This is a genomic window from Amycolatopsis sp. NPDC104775, assembly GCF_055583325.1.
Genome location: NZ_JBVJOE010000015.1, coordinates 1 through 19,698, shown reverse-complemented (window position 1 = coordinate 19,698; position 19,698 = coordinate 1). Strand labels below are relative to the sequence as shown.

Below are 19,698 nucleotides of genomic sequence, written 5' to 3'. Positions count from 1 at the left end.
GGTCGGTTTGACCCCGCTGGCACATGCCGCCGGGTCGAGTTCACGGAACCGCTCGGGTGCCGCGCCGCTGGACGCGGCTCGGGCTGACCCCGCCACGCTGGGCTGGGCCGTTTACGCGCATGGAGCGTGCGCCCGGGCTGGCCCGTCTCGTACGCCGAGCATGCGACGAGGCTCGGCCCGCCACGCTCGACCCAGCTTTGCCCCGCTCGGCCCGCCACGCTCGGCTCATCGCGTCTCGACTCATCGCCGCTCGGCTCATCGCGGCCCGCTACGCCCAGCCCGCCACGCTCAGCGCGGCTTCTCCCCCAGCGGCACGATCTCGACCGGCACCGTCGGCACGCCCGCGTCGAGCAGTTCGCCCGGATACGTCTTGTCGGTGTTCCACCGCACGACCGCGGCCGGATTGGTCGGCTCGGTCGGCCCGCTCGACCCGTGGCAGCTCGGCTCGACCCCGCCCCGCCCCGCCCCGGCTCGGCTCAGCCGGGCCGAGCCGAGCCCGCCACGCTCAACTCAACTCGGCCCGGCTCGGCCGCTCGGCCCCGCTCGACTCGGCTTGGCCCGCTCGGCCCGCCCAGCCCGGCTCGGCCCGCTCGGCCTGGCTCGGCCCGCTCAGCTTGGCCCGGCTCGGCCCGCTCGACTCGGCCCGCCAAGCACGGCACGGCACGGCACGGCACGGCACGGCACGGCACGGCACGGCACGGCACGGCACGGCACGGCACGGCACGGCACGGCACGGCACGGCACGGGAGGATAGTCACGCACCGGGCGTCGCTGGTGGGCCTCATTTCTCCGTGTTCACCGAATCCTCGCCCCTTGGCACCTTCCATACGCTTCCCCCAGCGCCCAGCGGGATGCCGTCCTCGGTGTCAAGGCCAGTTTGGCTGAATTGGCTCATTGTCCGCCCGGCAGCTCCCCAGATTGATCCGGTCGCCGACGCCTCGGCAGCGGCGACAGCGCCCGGTCTCAGGGCAACACATCCGCCCGGCGTGGCCTCCCCGCGACACACCCGAGCTGCGGCCCGGCAATCGCGGACGCGAGCACAGCATCGGACCTCACCACCGCAGCCGCATCCCGGGACCCCCGCCGGATCCGGGAACTCCGAAACAACACGAAAATATTTCAAGACTGCCGGAAAGCCGCGAGAAGCGACATAATTCCAATCCCGCCCCCGGCACTGAGGCGGGCCGCGGGAGGCGGAAACGCCCTCCCCAGCCGTTTCCACCCGGGAAAGCCCGCGTGAGAGTTCCCGTCAGCACCCGCCTAAAACACCGGCGGAGCAACATCCATCCGGCCGAACAGCGCAACCGCCCCAGCCGTCTGCCGCACAGTTCGCCTCGATGGCCCAACTCGGGGACAAAACGACGATTCCCACGAAAGCACCATTAATCCCGGGAAGCAGTACTTGCATATTCCGGAATGATGCGCAATGTCCCCGAATTCGAGGACCAAGGAACCTTGACGTCCTCGCCGCAGCGGGCCGCGCGGGACGGACCGCGATCAGACTCCGCTCCGCACAGCGACTTCGCGCCACTCGTCCTGCCACGAATTTCACCCCAGCGGAGCAGTTCGGCATCCGCCAACCGGGGAATTCCGGCCCCGGAAGAGGGGAATTCCTGGTAACCTCGGCCGTGCGGAGGATCGGCCTGCGGTAAATGCCCGACGACGATCAGACTTCGCCGGAAGCCCCGGCCAGGACGTCCCGGATCCGTCGAAAGGCGCCACGGGCGGTGGAAAAACAAAGACCATTCACGGCATTGGTCCTCTTTGCCAGATTAATGGTTCTTTACGTGGTCTAGACCTCAATCGAGAACCGTGCCGTATTTGTCAACCGGGACTCGCATCGAACAGGTCACGAAATTGTCAACACCGACGTCCGTAGGTTACGTCGGCGTTACATCCACCGATGATTAGCCATATGGATCTCACCGAGTACCCGACCGCCCGCCCCGGTCCGGCACCCGACACCGAAGAAGCATTCGCCCAGGTGATGGCCGACGTCACCGGGCAGGAAAACGTGTCGGTCGACAGCGACTTCTTCGCCGATCTCGGGGCGAACTCGCTCGTGATGGCACAGTTCTGCGCGCGAGTGCGCAAGCGTGCCGATCTTCCCAGCGTCTCCATCAAGGACATTTACCGGAATCCGACCATCGCCCGGCTCGTCTCCGCTTTGGCCGAGACCGAACCGGCCCCGGCCGAGGAACCCGCACCCGAGGAACCGGAGCCGGCGAGGAAGGCGAGCCGATTCGAATACCTCGGCTGCGGAATCCTGCAGGCGCTGGTCTTCCTGTCCTATTCCTTTCTCGTGGCCCAGGTGCTCGGCTTGGGAACCGGCTGGATCGTCACCGCTACCGGCCTGCTCGGCTACTACCTGCGCGCGGTCGGCTTCGGAGCCCTCGTGCTGGTGATTCTGTGCACCCTTCCGATCGCGCTCAAATGGCTCCTCGTCGGCCGCTGGAAGCCGCGCGAGATCCGCGTGTGGAGCCTCGGCTACGTCCGGTTCTGGGTGGTCAAAACGCTCGTCCAGCGGAACCTGCTGGTCCCGTTGTTCGTCGGCTCCCCGCTGTACTCGCTATACCTGCGTGCACTCGGCGCGAAGATCGGCAAAGGCGTCACGATTTTCTCGCGCTTCGTCCCGGTGTGCACCGATCTGCTCACCGTCGGGGAAGGCACGGTGATCTGCAAGGACACCTACTTCACCACCTATCGCGCGCAGGACGGGGTGATCCGGACCGGACCGGTCGCGATCGGCGCGCACGCCTACGTCGGCGAGATGTCCGTCCTCGACATCGAAACCCGGCTCGGCGAGAACTCCCAGCTCGGGCACGCCTCGTCCCTGCACGCCGGGCAAGCCGTCCCGGACGGGCAGAGCTGGCACGGCGTCCCGGCCGTCCCCGCGGACGTGCGCTACCGGCGGGTCGAACCGCGGGCCTGCGGCAGTTTCCGGCGGGCGTTCTTCGCCGTGCGCCAGGTGCTCACCGCGATCTTCCTGCTGGCCCCGGCGGTGCTCGGCCTGCTCGGCTTCATGCTGACCACGCTGCCGAACCTCAGCCCGGCGCTGGGGCTCGGCTCGGCCGTCCTCGACTTCACCGAACCGCAGTTCTACTGGAAGGCGCTTGTCGTCTCCTTCATCCTGTATTTCGGCCTCCGCCTCACCGGGTTCCTGATCGTCACCCTGGTGCCGCGCCTGCTGAACCTGGCGCTCAAACCCGGCGAGGTCTACCAGCTCTACACCTTCCGCTACACCGCGCACCGCGCCATCCGCGTGCTCACCAACCCGCGGTTTTTCAAGACCCTGTTCGGCGACAGCTCGGCCATCGTGCACTACCTGCGCGCGCTGGGCTGCAAGGTCTCCAAGGAAGAACAGACCGGGTCCAATTTCGGGCTGGAGGAGAAATACGAGAACCCGTACCTCTTCGAGGCCGGCGCGGGCACGATGGTCGCCGACGGGCTCTCGGTGGTCAACGCCGAGTACACCAGCACCTCGTTCCGGCTTTCCCGGGTGCGCGTCGGGGCGCGGAACTTCCTCGGCAACCACGTCGTCTACCCCGCCGGAGCCAGAACCGGGGACAACTGCCTGCTGGCGACCAAGGTCCTGGTCCCGCTCGACGGCCCGGTGCGCGAGGGCGTCGGCCTGCTCGGCTCCCCCAGTTTCGAGATCCCGCGCTCGGTGGAGCGCGACAGCCAGTTCGATCATCCGAAGACGCCGGAGGAATTCCGGCGCAGGCTCGCCGCCAAAACCCGGCACAACGTCGGCGGCATGCTGCTGTACTCCGTGGCGCAGTGGTTGTTCTTCTACGGCCTGCTCCTGCTGACCTGGGCCTCGGACGTCTACTACGACTGGATCGGCGCCCCGCTGTTCGCGATCGACACCGCGGTTTTCCTGCTCTACGGCATCGCTTTCTTCGTCGCGCTGGAACGGATCACGGTGTTCGTCCGGCCGCTGCGCCCGGTGTCGTGCTCGATCTACGACCGGCGGTTCTGGCGGCAGGAACGGTTCTGGAAAACCGCCGCGACGAACGCGCATCTGCGCACGCTCGACGGGACTCCGTTCAAGAGCGTGCTGTGGCGGCTGCTGGGCGTCAAGGTCGGCAAGCGCCTGTTCGACGACGGCGCGGGCGTCATCGAGAAAACGTTGGTGCGCCTGGGAGACGACGTCACCCTCAACGTCGGTTCGGTCATCCAGTGCCATTCGCAGGAGGACGGCGGTTTCAAGATGGACCGCATCTCGATCGGCAGCGGGTGCACGGTCGGCGTCGGCGCACTGGTGCATTACGGCGTGACGATGGGCGACGGCTCGTCGCTCGCTCCCGATTCCTTCCTCATGAAGGGCACTGAAGTTCCGGACCACGCGCACTGGGGCGGAAACCCCGCGCACGAAGTCCGGGCGGGCCGCCGTCAGCTGGCGGCGAAATCGTGACGGACCACCGAAACTCACGGGAAGGACAATCCATGAGAACCGGACTGGGCGCGGTTCGCGAGCATTGGCGCGAGGTACTCACCGCCGGCGGCCACACCAGCGTCCCCCGCTGGACGCTGGAGAAAGGCTCAGCGATCGGCGACCACGAAACGCCGGTCCCCCGCGGGAGCGCGGCCGCGCTGCGGCTGCTGGCCGAGCAGCTGCGTGTGCCGCTGAGCTCGGTGCTGCTCGCCGCGCACGCCAAGGTGCTCGCCGCGCTGTCGGGCGAAACCGAGGTGTGCACCGGCTACGTCGCCGAACCGGACGGTGCGCCGCTGCCCTGCCGGCTCAGCACCGAGCCGGAGACCTGGCGCGAGCTGATCGAGGCCACCGCGCGAGTCGACGCGCAGACCCTGGCCTTCCGGGATTTCCCGGTCGACGAGCTGCGCGCCGAACTCGGCCTCGCCGAGCCGCCGTTCGAGACGGTCTTCGACCCGACCGGCACCGCCGGGGACCTCGCCGCGGACACCGTGCTGCGGCTGGACGTTTCCCCGGATCTGGAGACGCTCCGGCTGCGCTTCCGCACCGAGGTGCTCGATTCCGAAGCAGCCGAACGCATCCTCGGCTACCACCTGAGCGCGCTCGCGCAGATCCGCGCCGACGTCTCCGCCTCGCACCGCGAAACGACGCTGCTGTCCGCGGCGGAACTCAAGCTGCAGCTGGAAGGGCTCGCCGGACCGCACGTCGAAGTCCCGGATCTGCGCTGCCACGAGCTGTTCCAGCGCAGCGTCGCCCGGAATCCGGACGCGATCGCCGCGGTGCACGGCGACCGGCAGTGGACCTACCGGGAGCTCAACGGGCGCGCCAATCGCCTGGCACGGGCGCTGGTGGCGCGCGGGCTGCGCCGCGAAGGCGTCGTCGCGGTGGTGACCGAACGCAATCTGGACTGGATGGCCGCCGTGCTCGCCGTGTTCAAGGCGGGCGGCGTCTACCTGCCCATCGAGCCGCATTTCCCGACCGACCGCATCGCGACCACGCTGCGCCGGGCCGACTGCGAATTGGTGCTGACCGAAGCGGGCAGCACCGCCACGTTGCGCAAGGCGGTCGAATCCCTTCCCGGCGTGCGCACGGTGTTCGTGGACGCCGCGTACGAGGAAGACCACTCCGAAGACGATCTCGATATCGCCGTCGACTCGGACCAGCTCGCCTACATCTACTTCACCTCGGGCTCCACCGGGGAGCCGAAGGGCGCGATGTGCGAGCACGCCGGGATGGTCAACCATCTCTACGCCAAGATCCACGATCTGGGCGTCACCGAGGATTCGGTGGTCGCGCAGGTCGCGCCGCAGTGCTTCGACATCTCCCTGTGGCAGCTGGTTTCCGCGCTGCTGGTCGGCGGGACGACGCTCTTGATCGAGCAGGACGTGATCCTGGACGCCGACCGGTTCGTGGCCAAGCTCGGCCGCGGCGGGGTTTCGGTGCTGCAGGTCGTGCCCTCCTACCTCGAGGTCGTGCTGTCCGCGGTGGACAAGAACCCGGTCGCGCTGCCGGAGCTGCGCTGCGTTTCGGTGACCGGCGAGGCGCTCAAGACCGAACTGGCGCAGCGCTGGTTCGCCACGATGCCGGACGTCAAGCTGGTCAACGCCTACGGGCTCACCGAAACCTCGGACGACACCAACCACGAGGTGATGGACCGCGCGCCGACGCGGGAGCGGGTGCCGCTCGGGCCGCCGGTGCAGAACGTGCGCGTGTACGTCGTCGACGAGCGGCTCGATCCGGTCCCGCTCGGCGCGCCGGGCGAGATCGTGTTCTCCGGGGTGTGCGTGGGCCGCGGTTATGTCAACGATCCGGAGCGCACCGCGCGGGCGTTCACCACCGACCCGCACCGGCCGGACTCCCGGCTCTACCGCAGCGGCGACCACGGCCGCTGGCTTCCGGAGGGCAAGCTGGAGTTCCTCGGCAGGCGCGATTCGCAGGTCAAAATCCGCGGTTTCCGGATCGAGATCGGCGAAATCGAGAACACGCTGCTGCGGGTGCCGGGCGTCCGCGACGGCGCGGTGGTCGTGGCCGACCGCGGCGGGCAGAGCAAGCGGCTGATCGCGTTCTACTCCAGCGAGGAACGCCTGGACCACGAGCAGATGCGGGAGCACCTCGGCGCCGCGCTGCCGGAGTACATGCTGCCCTCGGCGTTCCACTGGCGGGAGCAGCTTCCGCTGACCGCCAACGGGAAGATCGACAAGAAGAACCTCACCGCGCTCGCCGCCGAACTCGACGCCGCGGAAGAGGACTACGCCGAACCGGTCACCGGCACCGAACTGCGGCTCGCCGAGGTCTGGGCGCAGGTGCTCGGCGTCCGGCCCGGCCAGGTCGGCCGCCAGGACCACTTCTTCGACCGCGGCGGAACCTCGCTGTCCGCGGTGAAACTGGCGATCGCGCTCGACCGCGCGGTCTCCATCAAGGACGTCGCCCGCCATCCGGTCCTCGCCGACCTGGCCGCGCTGATCGACAGCCGGTCCGGCTCCTGAACCCGTGAACCTCGTGAACCGCGGAAATCGAAAGGATTCCACGATGTCGTTGTCCAAATCCCTGCCGAAGACGTCCCCGCCCGAGCCGGATTTCTGTCCCGGGCTGCCCGCGGTGCTGCGGGCCGAGGCGGGCGGCGACCCGGCGGGCTGGGCGAGCACGCACCGGGAGACGGTGCGAAGACTCGTCGCCGAATACGGCGCGGTGCTCGTCCGCGGTCTCGGGCTCGCCGACCGGGCCGCGGTCGCGGCCGTGTTCGGGAGGCTGACCGACCTGCTGACGACCGAGCGGGAGGCCTTCGCGCCCCGCACCGCCTATCCCGGCGGGGTGCACTCCTCCACGGAATGGCCGCCGAACCAGCCGATGTGCATGCACCACGAACTCAGCTACACGCTGGAATTCCCCGGCCTGCTGCTGTTCGCCTGCGTCAGCCCGCCGGATTCGGGCGGGGTCACCGGGGTCAGCGATTCCACCGCCGTGCTGGCCTCGCTGCCCGCCGACCTGCGCGCGCGGTTCGAACGCGACGGCTGGCTGCTCACCCGCAGTTTCAACGACGAGATAGGGGCGTCGGTCGCCGAGGCGTTCGGCACCGAGGACCGCGGCGCGATCGAGAACTACTGCCGCGCCAACCGGATCGAGTTCGAATGGCAGCCCGACGGCGGACTGCGCACGCGCCAGCGCCGCCACGCGATCGTCGGGCATCCGGTCACCGGGCAGCGGTGCTGGTTCAACCAGATCGCCTTCCTCAACGAATGGACGATGGCCCCCGAGGTGCACGAGTACCTGGTGGACATCTACGGGGCGGACGGGCTCCCGTTCAACACCCGCTTCGGCAACGGCGACCCGATCGGCGAGGACGTCGTGCAGCTGCTGAACGAGGTGTACGAGGACCACACCGTCCGCGAACCGTGGCAGGCGGGCGACCTGCTGCTGGTGGACAACGTCCGGACCGCGCACAGCCGGGACGCCTACGAGGGTCCGCGCGAGGTGCTCGTGGGGCTCGCCGACCCGGTCCGGCTTTCCGACTGCTCGCTTTCTTCCGAGGGGGAAACCCAGTGACCACGCAAGCTTCCGCCGCCGGGTCCGCGCCCGCCGAACCGGTCGCCGTGCCGCCGTTCGCGGTGATCTCCGGCGCCCAGGTCCAGCAGGCGCTGGCCGGGCGCGAACGGGAGGTCGTCGACCTCGTCGAAACCGCCTACCGGGTGCACGGCTCGGGCGACTCGGTCAACCCGCCCTCCTATTTCCTGCGCTTCCCGGACCGCCCGGCCGACCGGATCATCGCCCTGCCCGCCTCGCTCGGCGGGAAGACCAACGTCGCGGGCCTCAAGTGGATCTCCAGCTTCCCGGGCAACGTGGCCGCCGGGATCCCGCGGGCCTCGGCGGTGCTGATCCTGAACGACCTCGCGACCGGGTATCCGTTCGCCTGCCTGGAAAGCTCCATCATCAGCGCGACCAGGACGGCCGCCTCCGCCGCGCTCGCCGCGGACTGGCTGAGCCGGACCCGCAGCCGCCCCCGCCGCGTCGGGTTCTTCGGCGTCGGCCTGATCGCCCGCTACATCCACACCTTCCTCGCCGGAACCGGCTGGGAGTTCGACGAAATCAACGTGCACGACCTGCACCCGGACAGCGCCGCCGGCTTCCGCGGCTACCTCGAGCAGTCCGGGTTCGGCGGCGAGATCAGCGTGCACGAAACGGCCGAAGGCCTGATCCGCGACAGCGAGCTGGTGGTCTTCGCCACCATCGCCGGCGAACCGCACGTGCACGATCCCTCGTGGTTCTCGCACAATCCGCTGGTGCTGCACGTTTCCCTGCGCGACCTGGCGCCGGAAATCCTGCTGGCGTCGGCGAACATCGTCGACGACGTCGACCACTGCCTCAAGGCCAACACCTCGCCGCATCTCGTCGAACAGCGCACCGGCAGCCGGGACTTCCTGCTCGGCACCCTGGACGACGTGCTGTCCGGCCGGGTCAGCCCGCCCGCCGACCGGCCGCTGATCTTCTCCCCGTTCGGGCTCGGCGTCCTCGACCTCGCGGTCGGGGCCTTCGTCCACGAGAGAGTGTCCGACGCCGGCGGACTGCACGTCATCGAGGACTTCTTCCACGAACTGCGCCGGTATGGCTGAGCACCGTCCGCCACTGAGCTTTGCCTGACTAGGAGAACACTGTGCGAGTCATCACCGTTCCCGAAGCTTTCAACGAGGACGCGCTGTATGTCGACCTCCGCTGGAGTTTCGGCTATTCGCTCTACCTCAAATGCGAGGGTTTCAATTTCGCCGGCTCCATCAAGCTGAAAGCCGCCACCGAAATGGTCGACGCCGCCGAGCGCGACGGCGTCCTGCGGCCGGGCTCGATCATCGTCGAGTCCTCTTCGGGCAACCTCGGCGTCGCGCTGAGCATGATCGCGGCCAGCCGGGGGTACAAGTTCCTGTGCGTCACCGATTCCCGCTGCAACCTGGCGACGCGCCGCGCCATCGAAGCACTCGGCAACGAGGTGCACATCATCACCGAACCCGATCCGGAAAGCGGTTTCCTCGGGGCGCGCATCGGCCACGTGCGCATGCTGTGCGCCTCCGACGAGCGCTACGTGTGGCTCAACCAGTACACCAATCCGGACAACTGGGGAGCGCATTTCCACCGCACCGGGCCGGAAATCGCCGCCGCGTTCCCGAATCTCGACGTGTTGTTCGTCGGCGCGGGCACCACGGGCACCCTGATGGGCTGCGCGCGGTTCTTCCGGCAGTGGCACCGGCCGGTGCGCATTGTCGCGATCGACAGCGTCGGCTCGGTGACCTTCGGCGGCCCGGCCGGGCGGCGGATGCTGCCCGGGCTGGGCACCAGCGTGCGCCCGGCGATCCTCGACGAGTCCTATGTGGACGACATCGTCCTGGTCGAGGAACCGGATTCGGTCCGGGCGTGCCACCGGCTGGCGCGCAACGGGTTCCTGTTCGGCGGTTCGACCGGCACGGTGGTCAGCGGGGCCACCAGCTGGCTGTCCGAACACGACGCGCACCGCCTGACCGCGGTGGCCATCGCCCCGGACCTCGGCGAGCGCTACCTCGACACGATCTACCAGACCAACTGGCTGCAGGGCATCTACGGCGAGGACGTGCTCTCGCCGCGGACCTGGCAATCCGTCTGATCCGCGCGGCGGCGCACCGGGCAGCCCGGTGCGCCGCTGGCGGTCAGACCTTCTTCTGCCATTCGTCCCAGCTGAACCGCCAGTCGGTCCAGCCGTCGCCGGGTTTGAGGTCGACGCCGGTGTCGGTCACGACCACGACGTCCCCGCGATGGGAGTTCTCGTAGAACCACTTCGCGTTCTCGACGCTGACGTTGAGGCAGCCGTGCGAGGTGTTGGTGCGGCCCTGCTGCCGGACCGACCACGGCGCGGAGTGCAGGAACTGGCCCGAGTTGGTGAGCCGCAGCGCGTACTTGACCGTGGTGCGGTAGCCGCCCGGCGCGTCGGTCGGCACGCCGTACGTGCTGGAGTCCATGGTGTAGGGCGACTGCACGGTCATGATCAGCATGGTGCCGGAGACGCTGCGCGCCGACGGCTTGCCGAGGCTGACCGGCGACGTCAGGACGAGCTGGCCGTCCTTGTACGTCCGCATCTGCTTTTCGTGGTCGGACACCTTCGAGATGATCGACGGGCCGGTTTTGAAGGTGATCTTGCGGTCGGCCTTGCCGAACACCCCGTTGCCGAGCGCGCGGCCGGCGATCTTGATGTCGAGCGTGATCGTGGAGTATGCGGGCCAGTATTCCTTGGTGCGGTAGTGCACCTCGTCGTCGCCGAACCAGCGCCACGCTCCGGTGGCGGGCTTGTCGGAGGTGACGGTGAGCATCTTTTCCGCGGCGGCCTTGTCCGCGACCGGTGCGGAGAATTTGATCGTGATCGGCATGCCGACACCGGTGGTCTCGCCGTCGAGCGGGATCACCGACGGATACGCCTGCGCCTTCGCGGTCGCGGTGGTGAAGGTGCTCGTGCGGGTCGTCGGATTGCCGTCCGCGCCCACCGAACGCGCGGTGAGCGTGTACTTGGTGCCGTATTCCAGGGGCTTGCTGGCGGTCCAGTGCTGCTTAGCCGGGTCAAGGTCGCCAGGAACCGCGGTGCCGTCCGCGGCCGCGAGGGTGACCTCGCTGAGCGTGGACCCTCCGGCCGTCGCGGTGACGGGTTCGCCGGGCGCGACGTCGTTCGCACCGTCCTTCGGCCCGAGTTCGAGGGTCGCGGGCGCCGGCGCGGCGCTCGTTTTCTGGTCGTTCGCGGCGGCGGGACCGGGATCCGGTGCGGCGGTGCACCCCGCCGTCAGCGCCAGCCCGGCGAGGATCCCCGCGACGATCTGCGTTTTCCGCCCCAGCACCTGATCAGCCCCCGTTCGCGATTACTACCGGACATAGTAGTCATACCGGTCAGGCGTGGAGCAGGGCGGGAGCCGCCGTCCAGGCTCCGGCGACGATCAGGGCGGCGGCTGTGCTCACCGGGAGCAACGCCGCCGCTGCGAGAGCCAGAACGCCGGTGGCCGCGGTGCCGTGTCTGCGAGCGAGATGCTCCAGCCTGAGTGCGGTGTCCGCCGAACGCACCGGATCCATCCGGTCCAACGCCGCGCTGACGGTCGCCGGTCCGTGCCGGCGCCGGGCCGCCGCGTCCGCGCTCAATTCCACCGCCGCGGCGACGAACTCCGGCGACCGCCTGGCCAACGGGACGAACGGCAGCGCCGCCGCCACCGCGTGCGCGAACCCGACCAGCCGGTGGTGCCGTCCGCGCAGATGGGACCGTTCGTGGTCGACCACCGCCGCGAGTTCGGGTTCGGAAAGGTCCTTCGCGAGCCCTTCGGAGAGCACGACGAGCCCGGGCTTGCCCGCGACGCTGTAGGCGAGCGTCTCTTCCAGCGGAAGCCACCACACTCCTGCCTTGGCCCGGCACACCGTCGACAGTTCCGCGAAATGCCGTTCGTGCAAGCGAAGCTGGTGCCGGTACCGCCTGAACGCCGCCAGCGCGAACGCCCCGGCGGCCCCCACTGCGACAACCACGCCGGACACCCCGACCACCTCGTCCAAATGCAGCACCTCGTGATGGCGGAGGTTGTCGAGCCGAAGCCACGCGACAAACTGTCGCGCCACGTCGTGCCCCGGCCCGAACGCCGCCGCCACCGCACCGGCCCCGGCGACGATCATGCCGCCCAGCAACAGAATCCACGCCACGAAACGCAACGGCGCGGGCATTCGCGCCCGCAACACCCAGCGCAACAACCAGGGTCCGCAGCAGCCCACGATCACTGCGGTCGCGGCGAGTGCTGCGGAGACGATCACGAGCGCTTCCGCAGCCCGCGCCGCAACGCTTCCCGCTCCCCCTCGGACGCCGACCGCGCGAAATGCAGCAGCACTCCCTCGGGATCGCCGACGTCGGCGAGCAAATTCCGCATCGCGCGAGCCGCGGCTTCTTCTCGCGAGAGCGCTGGCGTGTAGCAGTAGGCGCGGCTGCGTTTTTCGCGTTCCGCCCAGCCCTTGCGGTGCAGGTGATCGAGCACGGTGAGAACCGTCGTGTAGGCCAGGTCGCGGTTCAGTTCCTCCAGCACTTCGCGGACCGTGCGCGCTTCGCCCGCGCGCCACAAGACGTCCATCGCCGCCGATTCCAGCTCACCGAGTCCGTGCACGCTCCGCATCCTAGGGCTCACTCATTCGACGCCGTCCGCGGTCGTGCGCGGTTCCCTTGTCCCGCACAGTCAGCCTCGTCCAGTGAATCGGTACGTCGGCCCGTGCGACCGCTCGCAATGCTCCACCCGGTCCTCGTCGACGTGGTCCACCTGCAGCGTCGTGTGGTCGAGCCGGTGGCGGGACCGCATGATCTCCTCGATCCCGGCGCGCACCGCGTGGCAGTCGGCGGCGGGCCGCACCAGCACGTGCGCGGACAACGCAGGCTCGCCCGAGGTGATCTGCCAGATGTGCAGATCGTGGACCTGCACCACGTCCGGGACGGACGCCACCTGCTCGCCGACCGTCCCGGGATCGATCCCCGGGGGCGCGGCCTCCAGGAAGATCCGGCCGGACTCGCGGACCAGGCCCCAGCCCGCCTTCGCCATCAGCACGGCGACCACGAGCGCGGCGATCGCGTCCGCGCGGTTGAAGCCGGTCCACCACACGATCGCGCCGGCCGCCGCGGTCGCGATGAAGGCGTAGAGGTCGTTGAGGATGTGCTGGAACGCGCCCTCGACGTTCAGGCTCGACCGGTTCGCCCGGCTGATGCACCAGCTCGCCGCGACGTTGACGACGATCCCGGCCAGCGCCGTGACGAACACCAGCGCGCCCTGGACCTCCGGCGGCTCGATCAGCCGGGTCACCGCCTCGTAGAGGAACCACGCGGTCAGCAGCAGCAAGGTGATCCCGTTGGCCTGCGCGGACAGGATTTCCGCGCGCTTGAGGCCGTAGGTGAACCCGCCCCTCGCCGGACGCGCGGCCAGCCGGATCGCGACCAGGGCGAGCACGATCGACGCGGCGTCGGTGAGCATGTGGCCCGCGTCGGTGATCAGCGCGAGCGACCCGGCGAGCACGCCGACGACCAGCTCGACGGCCATGAACCCGACGATCAGCACCAGCGCGCGGACCAGCCACTTCCGGTCCGCGCCCGCGGCAACGCCGTGCCCGTGGCCATGCCCCGTGTCGTGCTCGCTCACTCCGCACCGTCCCTGACATATAGTGAAACGTGCATGTATTGTCGCGCACGCCCCGGCCGCACGTCCACCGCGGTCACCCACCCGGTTCGAGCCGCACGCCGAGCGCGCGCAGCCAGCGCAGCGGATCGGTCTTGCGCTCCCCCGCCGCCCAGACCTCGAAGTGCAGATGCGGCCCGGTCGACTGCCCGCGGTTGCCCACCTCGGCGATCACCTGCCCGGCCGCCACCCGCTGCCCGGCGCGGACCGAGAAGCGGTTGATGTGGCCGTACACCGTGACGGTCCCGTCCTCGTGCCGAATCCGGACCCAGAGCCCGAACCCGCTCGCGGGACCGGCCTCGAGGACCGTCCCGGCGAGCGGCGTCCGGACCGGGGTGCCGATGGAGTTCGCGACGTCCAGGCCGTAGTGGGTTGTTCCCCAGCGGGAGCCGTAGTTCGACGTGATCGTGCCGGTCACCGGCGCGTACGCACGGGGCTTTTCGGGCTCCGTCCGTTTTTCTCGCTCAAGCCGCTCGTCGCGCACCTCGGCCGCGGACTTCAACACCGCCAGCTCCGCCGTGGGCGGACGTGCGGAAACCGGAAGCACCTCATGTCCTGGCAGCTCGGCTGTGCGCACCGCCGGAGTCGCCCGCGCCGCCGCGGCGAAGGCGGCGCCGCCCGCGAAACCGGCGAGGACGAGCCCCGCGCCGAGCCCGCCGCGCGCACCGGCGGAAACCCGGCTCGAACGCCTTCTGCGGGCACCCACCACGGTGTTCCTCTCGCCGGGACCGGATCTACTACGGTGGATAGTAGATGACGCTGGGGTCAATACGCGGTGAGGCCGCCGTCCACGATCAGTTCGGTTCCGGTGACGAACGAGGATTCGTCGCTGGCCAGGAAAAGCATCGCCCGCGCGACCTCGGCCGGGCGGCCCGCGCGGCGCATGGGCGTGCGGACGATGTCGGGCTGGCGGTCGCCCTGTTCGTCGAGCAGGTCCTGGATCATCGGCGTGGCGATGACGCCCGGGTGCACCGAATTGACCCGCACGCCGCGAGTCGCGTACTCGACCGCGGCGGTCTTGGTCAGCAGCCGCACCGCGCCTTTGGACGCCTGGTACGCGGCGGCCGCGCCGCTGCCGACCAGGCCCAGCACCGAGGAAGTGTTGACGACCGACCCGTTGCCGGAGGCGCGCAGCAGCGGCATCGCGGTCTTCATCCCGAGCCAGGTCCCGGTCTGGTTCACCGCGATCACCCGGTCCCAGGCGTCCGGCTCGGTCTCCTCGATGCCCGGCCAGTCCACGATCCCCGCGATGTTGACCAGGACGTCGAGCCTGCCGAACCGCTGCCGGGTCCGTTCGACGGTCTCGCGCCAGCCTTCCGCCGAGGACACGTCCAGCCGATCGGCCAGCACCTCCGGACCGAGCCGCCGGGCGAGCTCCTCCACCGCGGCCCGGTCCACGTCGGTGACCGCCAGGCTGGCTCCCTCGCGGGCGAACAGTTCCGCCGTGGCCTGTCCGATGCCACCGGTCGCCCCGGTGATCAACGCGACCTTTCCGTTGAGCCGCATAGCATTCCTTTCGTTTCGCATGATGTCAGGCCGCGGTGTAGCCGCCGTCCGCGGCGACCACGGCTCCGGTGACGAACGCGGACCGAGGCGAGGCCAGAAACCCGATTACCTCGGCGATTTCCGCGGGCTGCGCGACGCGGCCCAACGGGTGGGCGTCGCCGAAGGACCGCAGATACGCGCGGCTGTCGGGCCGGAAAGTGTCCAGCAGGTCGGTCTCGATCACGCCCGGCGCAACGACATTCGCGCGAATCCCGTGCGGACCGCCTTCCAGTGCGAGCACTTTCGTCAACTGCGCCAGTGCGCCCTTGGACGCGCTGTAGGCCGCCGCTTCGGCCATTCCGACCGTGGAAGCGAACGAGCCGACCGTGACAATCGCTCCCCCGCCGTGGTCGCGCATGACCCGGAAGGCCTCTCGCGCGTGCAAAAACGCGCCGCGGGCGTTGATGGCCATCAGCTCGTCCCAGTCGGCCGCGGTGGTCTCGGTGATCGGCTTGTTCACCGAACGACCGGCGTTGGCGACCAGGATGTCCAAGCCGCCGAACCGGTCGAGCGCCAAGGCCGCCGAACGCACCGCAACGTCCTCTTCGGACACATCGCCGACCAGCACGGCCACGCCGTCCTTGTCAGCGAGCTGTTCCACCTCGGGCCGGATGTCCGTGGCCAGCACTTGCGCCCCGTGCGCGCGCAGCCAAGCGACCGTCGCCGCACCGACCCCGCGCGCGGCCCCGGTGACCAGCGCGACCTTGCCCGCCAATTCACTCGTCATGGCTCCCAGTCTCAGCAGCCGCGGAGCCCGGTGACAGGACGTGCCACACCCACCCAGCCAGCGCCTACTCTGAATCGCATGGGCAGTACGGAACTGGGCGACTTCCTGCGGGCGCGCCGCGCACAACGCTCTCCGGACGACGCGGACGTGCGTTATTCCGGCAGACGCAAGGTCGCGGGCCTGCGCCGGGAAGAAGTCGCCGTGCTGGCCGGGGTCAATGTCGACTACTACGCACGCCTGGAGCAAGGCCGGGAAACGCACCCGTCGCCGCAGGTGCTCGACGCCCTCAGCCGCGCACTGGACCTGGACCCCGACGCCCGGGAACACCTCTACCGGCTCGCCGGCGCAGCCCCGCCGGACGCACCGGCCCCGGCACCGCGAACCGTCAGCCCGGAATTGCGGCAGCTCATGGACGGCCGACCGCACGCGCCCGCGTTCGTGCTCAACCGCATCCTGGACGTCCTGGCCACGAACACCCTCGCCGACGCGCTGTTCTCCCCCTTCGCCACCGCGGACAACCTGGCGCGAATGACGTTCCTCGACCCGGCCGGACCGCAGTTCTACGCCCGCTGGGACTGGACCGCCCAAGCCACCGTGGCGAACCTGCGAGCAGCCGCCGGCCTCGACCCGGGCCTGCCCGGGCTGGTCGAAGAACTCCGCGAGGGCAGCGCGCACTTCCGGGAGCTGTGGGAGACCCATCAGATCCGGGGAAAGACCCGGGAGCCGAAGCATCTCGTGCATCCGGCGGTCGGCCCGCTGACGCTGACCTATCAGGCGTTCGACGTGCGGAGCGCGCCCGGGCAGCAGCTGATCGTCTATCAAGCCGAGCCAGGCAGTCCCAGTGCTGACGCCCTCGCGTTGCTGCGGAGCGTTCCGCTCCGGGTGCGGCGTTAGCCGTCGAGCAACTCGGCGAGCGCGTCCAGATGCGGCCGGAAAGCCGTGAACCAGATCCGGTAGCCGAGCGCGTTGACGTGCGTGAAGTCGGCAGCGAACACATCGAACCGGCGCGCGGTCCAGAACGCGCGGGCGAAGTCCGCGTGCGCGACGTTCGCTTCGTCCGCGATCTTGGCGAGCACTCGTTGATACGGTTTGCTTCCGCGTTGCAGCGGCACGTCGGACAGAATCGTCTTGTCCGCCGGGAGGCGCTCGACGAGTTCGCGCACATCTGCCCGAAACCTGTCGAGCGGAACGCGGGCGATGGCGTCGGCGGACCCCGCCACCACGATCACCGCGTCGGCAGTGGCCAGATCCGCCCGGTGCAGCTGCGCCAAGACGGTCGAGACGGTGCCGCCGCCGGTCGAGAGGTTCGTCAGATGGACGGGCCGTCCGGAGCGCTCGCCGAGGTACGCCCCGATCCGGGCGACCAGGCTGTCCTCCGGCCGTCGCGCGCCGATGCCCATCGCTGCCGAATCGCCGAACGCGACCACTCGCAAAGCGCGGGGAGCTGGGGATTCCGCCGCGCGCGCTGCCCAATACCGCGGATGTGTCTTGGTTTGCCGGTACAACGCCAGCAACAAGGCGATCTCAGCGGAAACCAGTGCGCCGACGGCAATTCCAAGCGGTCGCCGGAGAACACGCCGTTTCAGCACGGAACTGTCCCGCCCGAGGCGATTCTCTCGTTGCATTCCATCGAACAGCCCCCATTAGAACGCGGCCGACCGAAACGGCGGTTCGCGTTCCGGGGATCTGGCCCAAGCGCGTGGTTCGTTTCCGACTCTACGCACGCGGGGCCGTACGCGTGGAAACGCCGCTGTCTCGCTGAACAGCAGGGGGTTTGCGCGATTTCTCCGCCCTCGCGGCGAGGCGTGCGGCGCGGACCGGCCCGGGTTCCCACGATGCGGGCCCGTCCGCCCCGCACGCCAGCCGCCGGGGTGCGCGTGCGGTGCCCGAGCGCACTTGCGCGCGCGTGCACCGGCGGCCTCCGGCTCGGGGCGCGTCGCCCGGGGGAAAGCGACGCGGTCCCGGCCGGGGCCTGCGCGGGTTACTTCGTGGCGATCTTCTGGCCGACCAGGATCAGGTTGGCGTCCGGGATGTACTTCGCGTTCAGCTGCTGCAGGTGCTGCCAGCCGCCGTCGACGTTGAGGTTCTTCGCGATGCCGGACAGGGTGTCGCCGGCGGCGACGGTGTAGGTGCCGTCCGGGTTCGAGGCAGGCGCGGCGTGCTTCGGCGCGGCCTTGACCTCGGGTTTGGTCTCGGACTTGACCTCAGCCTTGACCTCGACCTTCGGCTTCACGGCCGCGGCCTCGACTTCGGCGGAGCCGCCGGAGGTGTCGCCGCCGAAGTCCGCGTAGCTCGCCGGGCCGGAGCCGCCGCGGCACTGCCACGGGGCCGAGCCCTGCTTCGCGTAGATCCGGTCCGCGACGATCTGCTGCTGCGCGGGCGTGGCCTTGTCGGCCGTCGGGGCGAACTGGCCGCCGCCGTTGGCGAGCCAGGTCTTCGTGACGATCTGGAACAGGCCGGCGGGGCGGCCCGCGCGCTGGCCCGCGGCGGTGTTGTTGACCGCCGTCGGGTTGCCGCTGCTCTCGCACTTGACGATGCCGGCCTGCCCCGGGAAGGCGTTGGCCGTGCCGGCCCCGGCGAGGCCGATGCCGCCGAGGGTGGCTCCCGCGAGGGCCGCGGTCGCGCCGGTGCGCTGGAGGGTCGTCTTCGTCTTGCTGGGTTTGCTGTGCCGTCCCACGGTGGGTGGGCTCCTTCTCTGTCACGCCCCGGGACCGTCCTCGCGCTGGGAGGGCGCGAGCCGCGACGGTTCGCGGCGGCTTCGGGTCGCTGATCCTCGGGGTAGATCGCAGGTCACCGCGAAAGCGCGAGAAGATTACGAAACGGAAACAGCAGGTGTACAGAGGCAGTGGCATCGACCACAGATCGCCTCGGGGCGTAGCAGTCAGGCGACAGTGTGTCATGCTCTGTCCGAGCTACTTGGTTAGTAAATCACAGCTCAACTGCAACGATTTTAGCTCGAGGGCAGCATCAAATTAGCTCATATCTAGCCCGTTGGTAAATTTTGTCCTGTAAATTTCCTTGGTTATTTGCCTGCTTTGAGCAGGTTACGGCCGGGATAAACACTGCTTCCCGACACACCCGGAGCGCGACATCCGGCCGCCGGGGCGTCCCGCTGGACCAGGCCCCGCTCCCCCGGACGCACCCGCGGCCGCCCCTCTGCCCCCGGTGGTCTGAACCAGTGGACCAGCGGTCCAGACCACTGGCATGGTCTGGACCACGCTCCGCCCTTCGGGGGCGCCGAAACCGCGGCCCGTTCCCCGTCCTCAGCGGAAACCGCATCCGCGACCGGACTCCGACGGCGAAAAGACCAGAAATCACCCGGGCGTCCCGATATTTCCCTCAGCCGACATAGCGCGGAATCCTGCCGGTCATCCTCCCGAAAACATCTCACGGTGCGGACTCGCGGCCCGATTCACACGCCGGAAACGCAACGTGAATATTCACGATCCGTTTCGCGCGACCGCGAACACTGCCGCCGTTTGAGTCGTTCGGCCCAGTTCGGCGAACTCCGCGAAATCGCCGCGTTCACTCTCCCGGCGCATTGCCTTGCCTCATCCCGGCTGATTCTTTCCTTTCCGCAGCCGGGCCCGGGGCACCGCCGGGCGAAGCGCCGTCCGGGCGGATCCGGCTGCGCTACGCTGTGCCCCGCGGTATTCCAGTGAGGCCGGCCGGGGGGGGGGGGGGGGGGGGGGGGGGGCCCCCCCCCCCCCCCCCCCCCCCCCTTCTCCTTCCTTTTTTTTTTTCCCCCCCCCCCCCCCCACCAGAAAAAGAGCAACCGGGAACAGAAGCCCCACCGACGAACCACC

The 19,698-nt window shown here is 69.4% G+C and carries 15 protein-coding genes; 6 read left to right on the top strand and 9 right to left on the bottom strand.

What is annotated here, in order from left to right; genetic code table 11:
- Nucleotides 1–1,915 precede the first annotated feature (1,915 nt).
- Genes ACZ63D_RS39905 through sbnA form a run of 5 tightly spaced genes read left to right on the top strand, consistent with a single transcriptional unit; the run spans nucleotide 1,916 to nucleotide 10,058 of the window.
- Nucleotides 1,916–4,417: a Pls/PosA family non-ribosomal peptide synthetase gene (locus ACZ63D_RS39905; RefSeq protein ID WP_465359522.1), complete on the top strand. Its 2,502-nt coding sequence runs from the start codon at nucleotides 1,916–1,918 to the stop codon at nucleotides 4,415–4,417.
- A 32-nt stretch (nucleotides 4,418–4,449) separates the two neighbouring features.
- Nucleotides 4,450–6,921 carry a non-ribosomal peptide synthetase gene (locus ACZ63D_RS39900; protein ID WP_465359521.1) on the top strand — a complete coding sequence of 824 codons (2,472 nt, stop codon included), beginning with the start codon at nucleotides 4,450–4,452 and terminating at the stop codon, nucleotides 6,919–6,921.
- Nucleotides 6,922–6,964: 43 nt separating this feature from the next.
- Nucleotides 6,965–7,978 carry a TauD/TfdA family dioxygenase gene (locus ACZ63D_RS39895; RefSeq protein WP_465359520.1) on the top strand — a complete coding sequence of 338 codons (1,014 nt, stop codon included), beginning with the start codon at nucleotides 6,965–6,967 and terminating at the stop codon, nucleotides 7,976–7,978.
- Nucleotides 7,975–9,042: a 2,3-diaminopropionate biosynthesis protein SbnB gene (sbnB, locus tag ACZ63D_RS39890; RefSeq protein ID WP_465359519.1), complete on the top strand. Its 1,068-nt coding sequence runs from the start codon at nucleotides 7,975–7,977 to the stop codon at nucleotides 9,040–9,042. Before ACZ63D_RS39895 ends, sbnB begins: the two co-directional genes overlap by 4 nt.
- A 41-nt stretch (nucleotides 9,043–9,083) precedes the next feature.
- The gene (gene sbnA, locus ACZ63D_RS39885) at nucleotides 9,084–10,058 is read left to right on the top strand and encodes a 2,3-diaminopropionate biosynthesis protein SbnA (RefSeq protein WP_465359518.1); all 975 of its coding nucleotides are present in this window, start codon (nucleotides 9,084–9,086) and stop codon (nucleotides 10,056–10,058) included.
- A gap of 43 nt (nucleotides 10,059–10,101) precedes the next feature.
- Here the strand turns inward: sbnA and ACZ63D_RS39880 are convergent, their stop codons facing one another.
- From ACZ63D_RS39880 to ACZ63D_RS39850, 7 genes are all read right to left on the bottom strand, one after another.
- A complete protein-coding gene (locus tag ACZ63D_RS39880; RefSeq protein ID WP_465359517.1) occupies nucleotides 10,102–11,274 on the bottom strand; it encodes a L,D-transpeptidase in 1,173 nt (390 codons plus the stop codon).
- Nucleotides 11,275–11,323: 49 nt separating this feature from the next.
- On the bottom strand, nucleotides 11,324–12,223 hold the full coding sequence (locus ACZ63D_RS39875) for a M56 family metallopeptidase (protein ID WP_465359516.1): 900 nt from the start codon (nucleotides 12,221–12,223) through the stop codon (nucleotides 11,324–11,326).
- Nucleotides 12,220–12,567 carry a BlaI/MecI/CopY family transcriptional regulator gene (locus ACZ63D_RS39870; protein WP_465359515.1) on the bottom strand — a complete coding sequence of 116 codons (348 nt, stop codon included), beginning with the start codon at nucleotides 12,565–12,567 and terminating at the stop codon, nucleotides 12,220–12,222. The genes ACZ63D_RS39875 and ACZ63D_RS39870 overlap by 4 nt, the downstream gene beginning before the upstream one ends.
- A gap of 69 nt (nucleotides 12,568–12,636) precedes the next feature.
- On the bottom strand, nucleotides 12,637–13,584 hold the full coding sequence (locus ACZ63D_RS39865) for a cation diffusion facilitator family transporter (RefSeq protein ID WP_465359514.1): 948 nt from the start codon (nucleotides 13,582–13,584) through the stop codon (nucleotides 12,637–12,639).
- Nucleotides 13,585–13,657: 73 nt separating this feature from the next.
- On the bottom strand, nucleotides 13,658–14,326 hold the full coding sequence (locus ACZ63D_RS39860; protein ID WP_465359513.1) for a M23 family metallopeptidase: 669 nt from the start codon (nucleotides 14,324–14,326) through the stop codon (nucleotides 13,658–13,660).
- Nucleotides 14,327–14,385: 59 nt separating this feature from the next.
- On the bottom strand, nucleotides 14,386–15,126 hold the full coding sequence (locus tag ACZ63D_RS39855; protein ID WP_465359512.1) for an SDR family NAD(P)-dependent oxidoreductase: 741 nt from the start codon (nucleotides 15,124–15,126) through the stop codon (nucleotides 14,386–14,388).
- 25 nt (nucleotides 15,127–15,151) lie between these two features.
- A complete protein-coding gene (locus ACZ63D_RS39850; protein ID WP_465359511.1) occupies nucleotides 15,152–15,892 on the bottom strand; it encodes an SDR family NAD(P)-dependent oxidoreductase in 741 nt (246 codons plus the stop codon).
- 78 nt (nucleotides 15,893–15,970) lie between these two features.
- Here ACZ63D_RS39850 and ACZ63D_RS39845 point away from each other — a divergent pair, with 78 nt between their 5' ends.
- Entirely contained in the window at nucleotides 15,971–16,786 is an 816-nt protein-coding gene (locus ACZ63D_RS39845; RefSeq protein WP_465359510.1) for a helix-turn-helix transcriptional regulator, read from the top strand.
- On the opposite strand, the gene ACZ63D_RS39840 is transcribed toward ACZ63D_RS39845, so the two are convergent.
- Nucleotides 16,783–17,481 carry an SGNH/GDSL hydrolase family protein gene (locus tag ACZ63D_RS39840; protein ID WP_465359509.1) on the bottom strand — a complete coding sequence of 233 codons (699 nt, stop codon included), beginning with the start codon at nucleotides 17,479–17,481 and terminating at the stop codon, nucleotides 16,783–16,785. The genes ACZ63D_RS39845 and ACZ63D_RS39840 overlap by 4 nt on opposite strands.
- 392 nt (nucleotides 17,482–17,873) lie before the next feature.
- Nucleotides 17,874–18,569 carry a LysM peptidoglycan-binding domain-containing protein gene (locus tag ACZ63D_RS39835; RefSeq protein ID WP_465359508.1) on the bottom strand — a complete coding sequence of 232 codons (696 nt, stop codon included), beginning with the start codon at nucleotides 18,567–18,569 and terminating at the stop codon, nucleotides 17,874–17,876.
- Nucleotides 18,570–19,698 lie beyond the last annotated feature (1,129 nt).

Bases quoted from the DNA above. Each gene is read 5' to 3' on its own strand.
- ACZ63D_RS39905 (WP_465359522.1), top strand. From the start codon at position 1,916: ATGGATCTCACCGAGTACCCGACCGCCCGCCCCGGTCCGGCACCCGAC.
- ACZ63D_RS39900 (WP_465359521.1), top strand. From the start codon at position 4,450: ATGAGAACCGGACTGGGCGCGGTTCGCGAGCATTGGCGCGAGGTACTC.
- ACZ63D_RS39895 (WP_465359520.1), top strand. From the start codon at position 6,965: ATGTCGTTGTCCAAATCCCTGCCGAAGACGTCCCCGCCCGAGCCGGAT.
- ACZ63D_RS39855 (WP_465359512.1), bottom strand. From the start codon at position 15,126: ATGCGGCTCAACGGAAAGGTCGCGTTGATCACCGGGGCGACCGGTGGC.
- ACZ63D_RS39850 (WP_465359511.1), bottom strand. From the start codon at position 15,892: ATGACGAGTGAATTGGCGGGCAAGGTCGCGCTGGTCACCGGGGCCGCG.
- ACZ63D_RS39845 (WP_465359510.1), top strand. From the start codon at position 15,971: ATGGGCAGTACGGAACTGGGCGACTTCCTGCGGGCGCGCCGCGCACAA.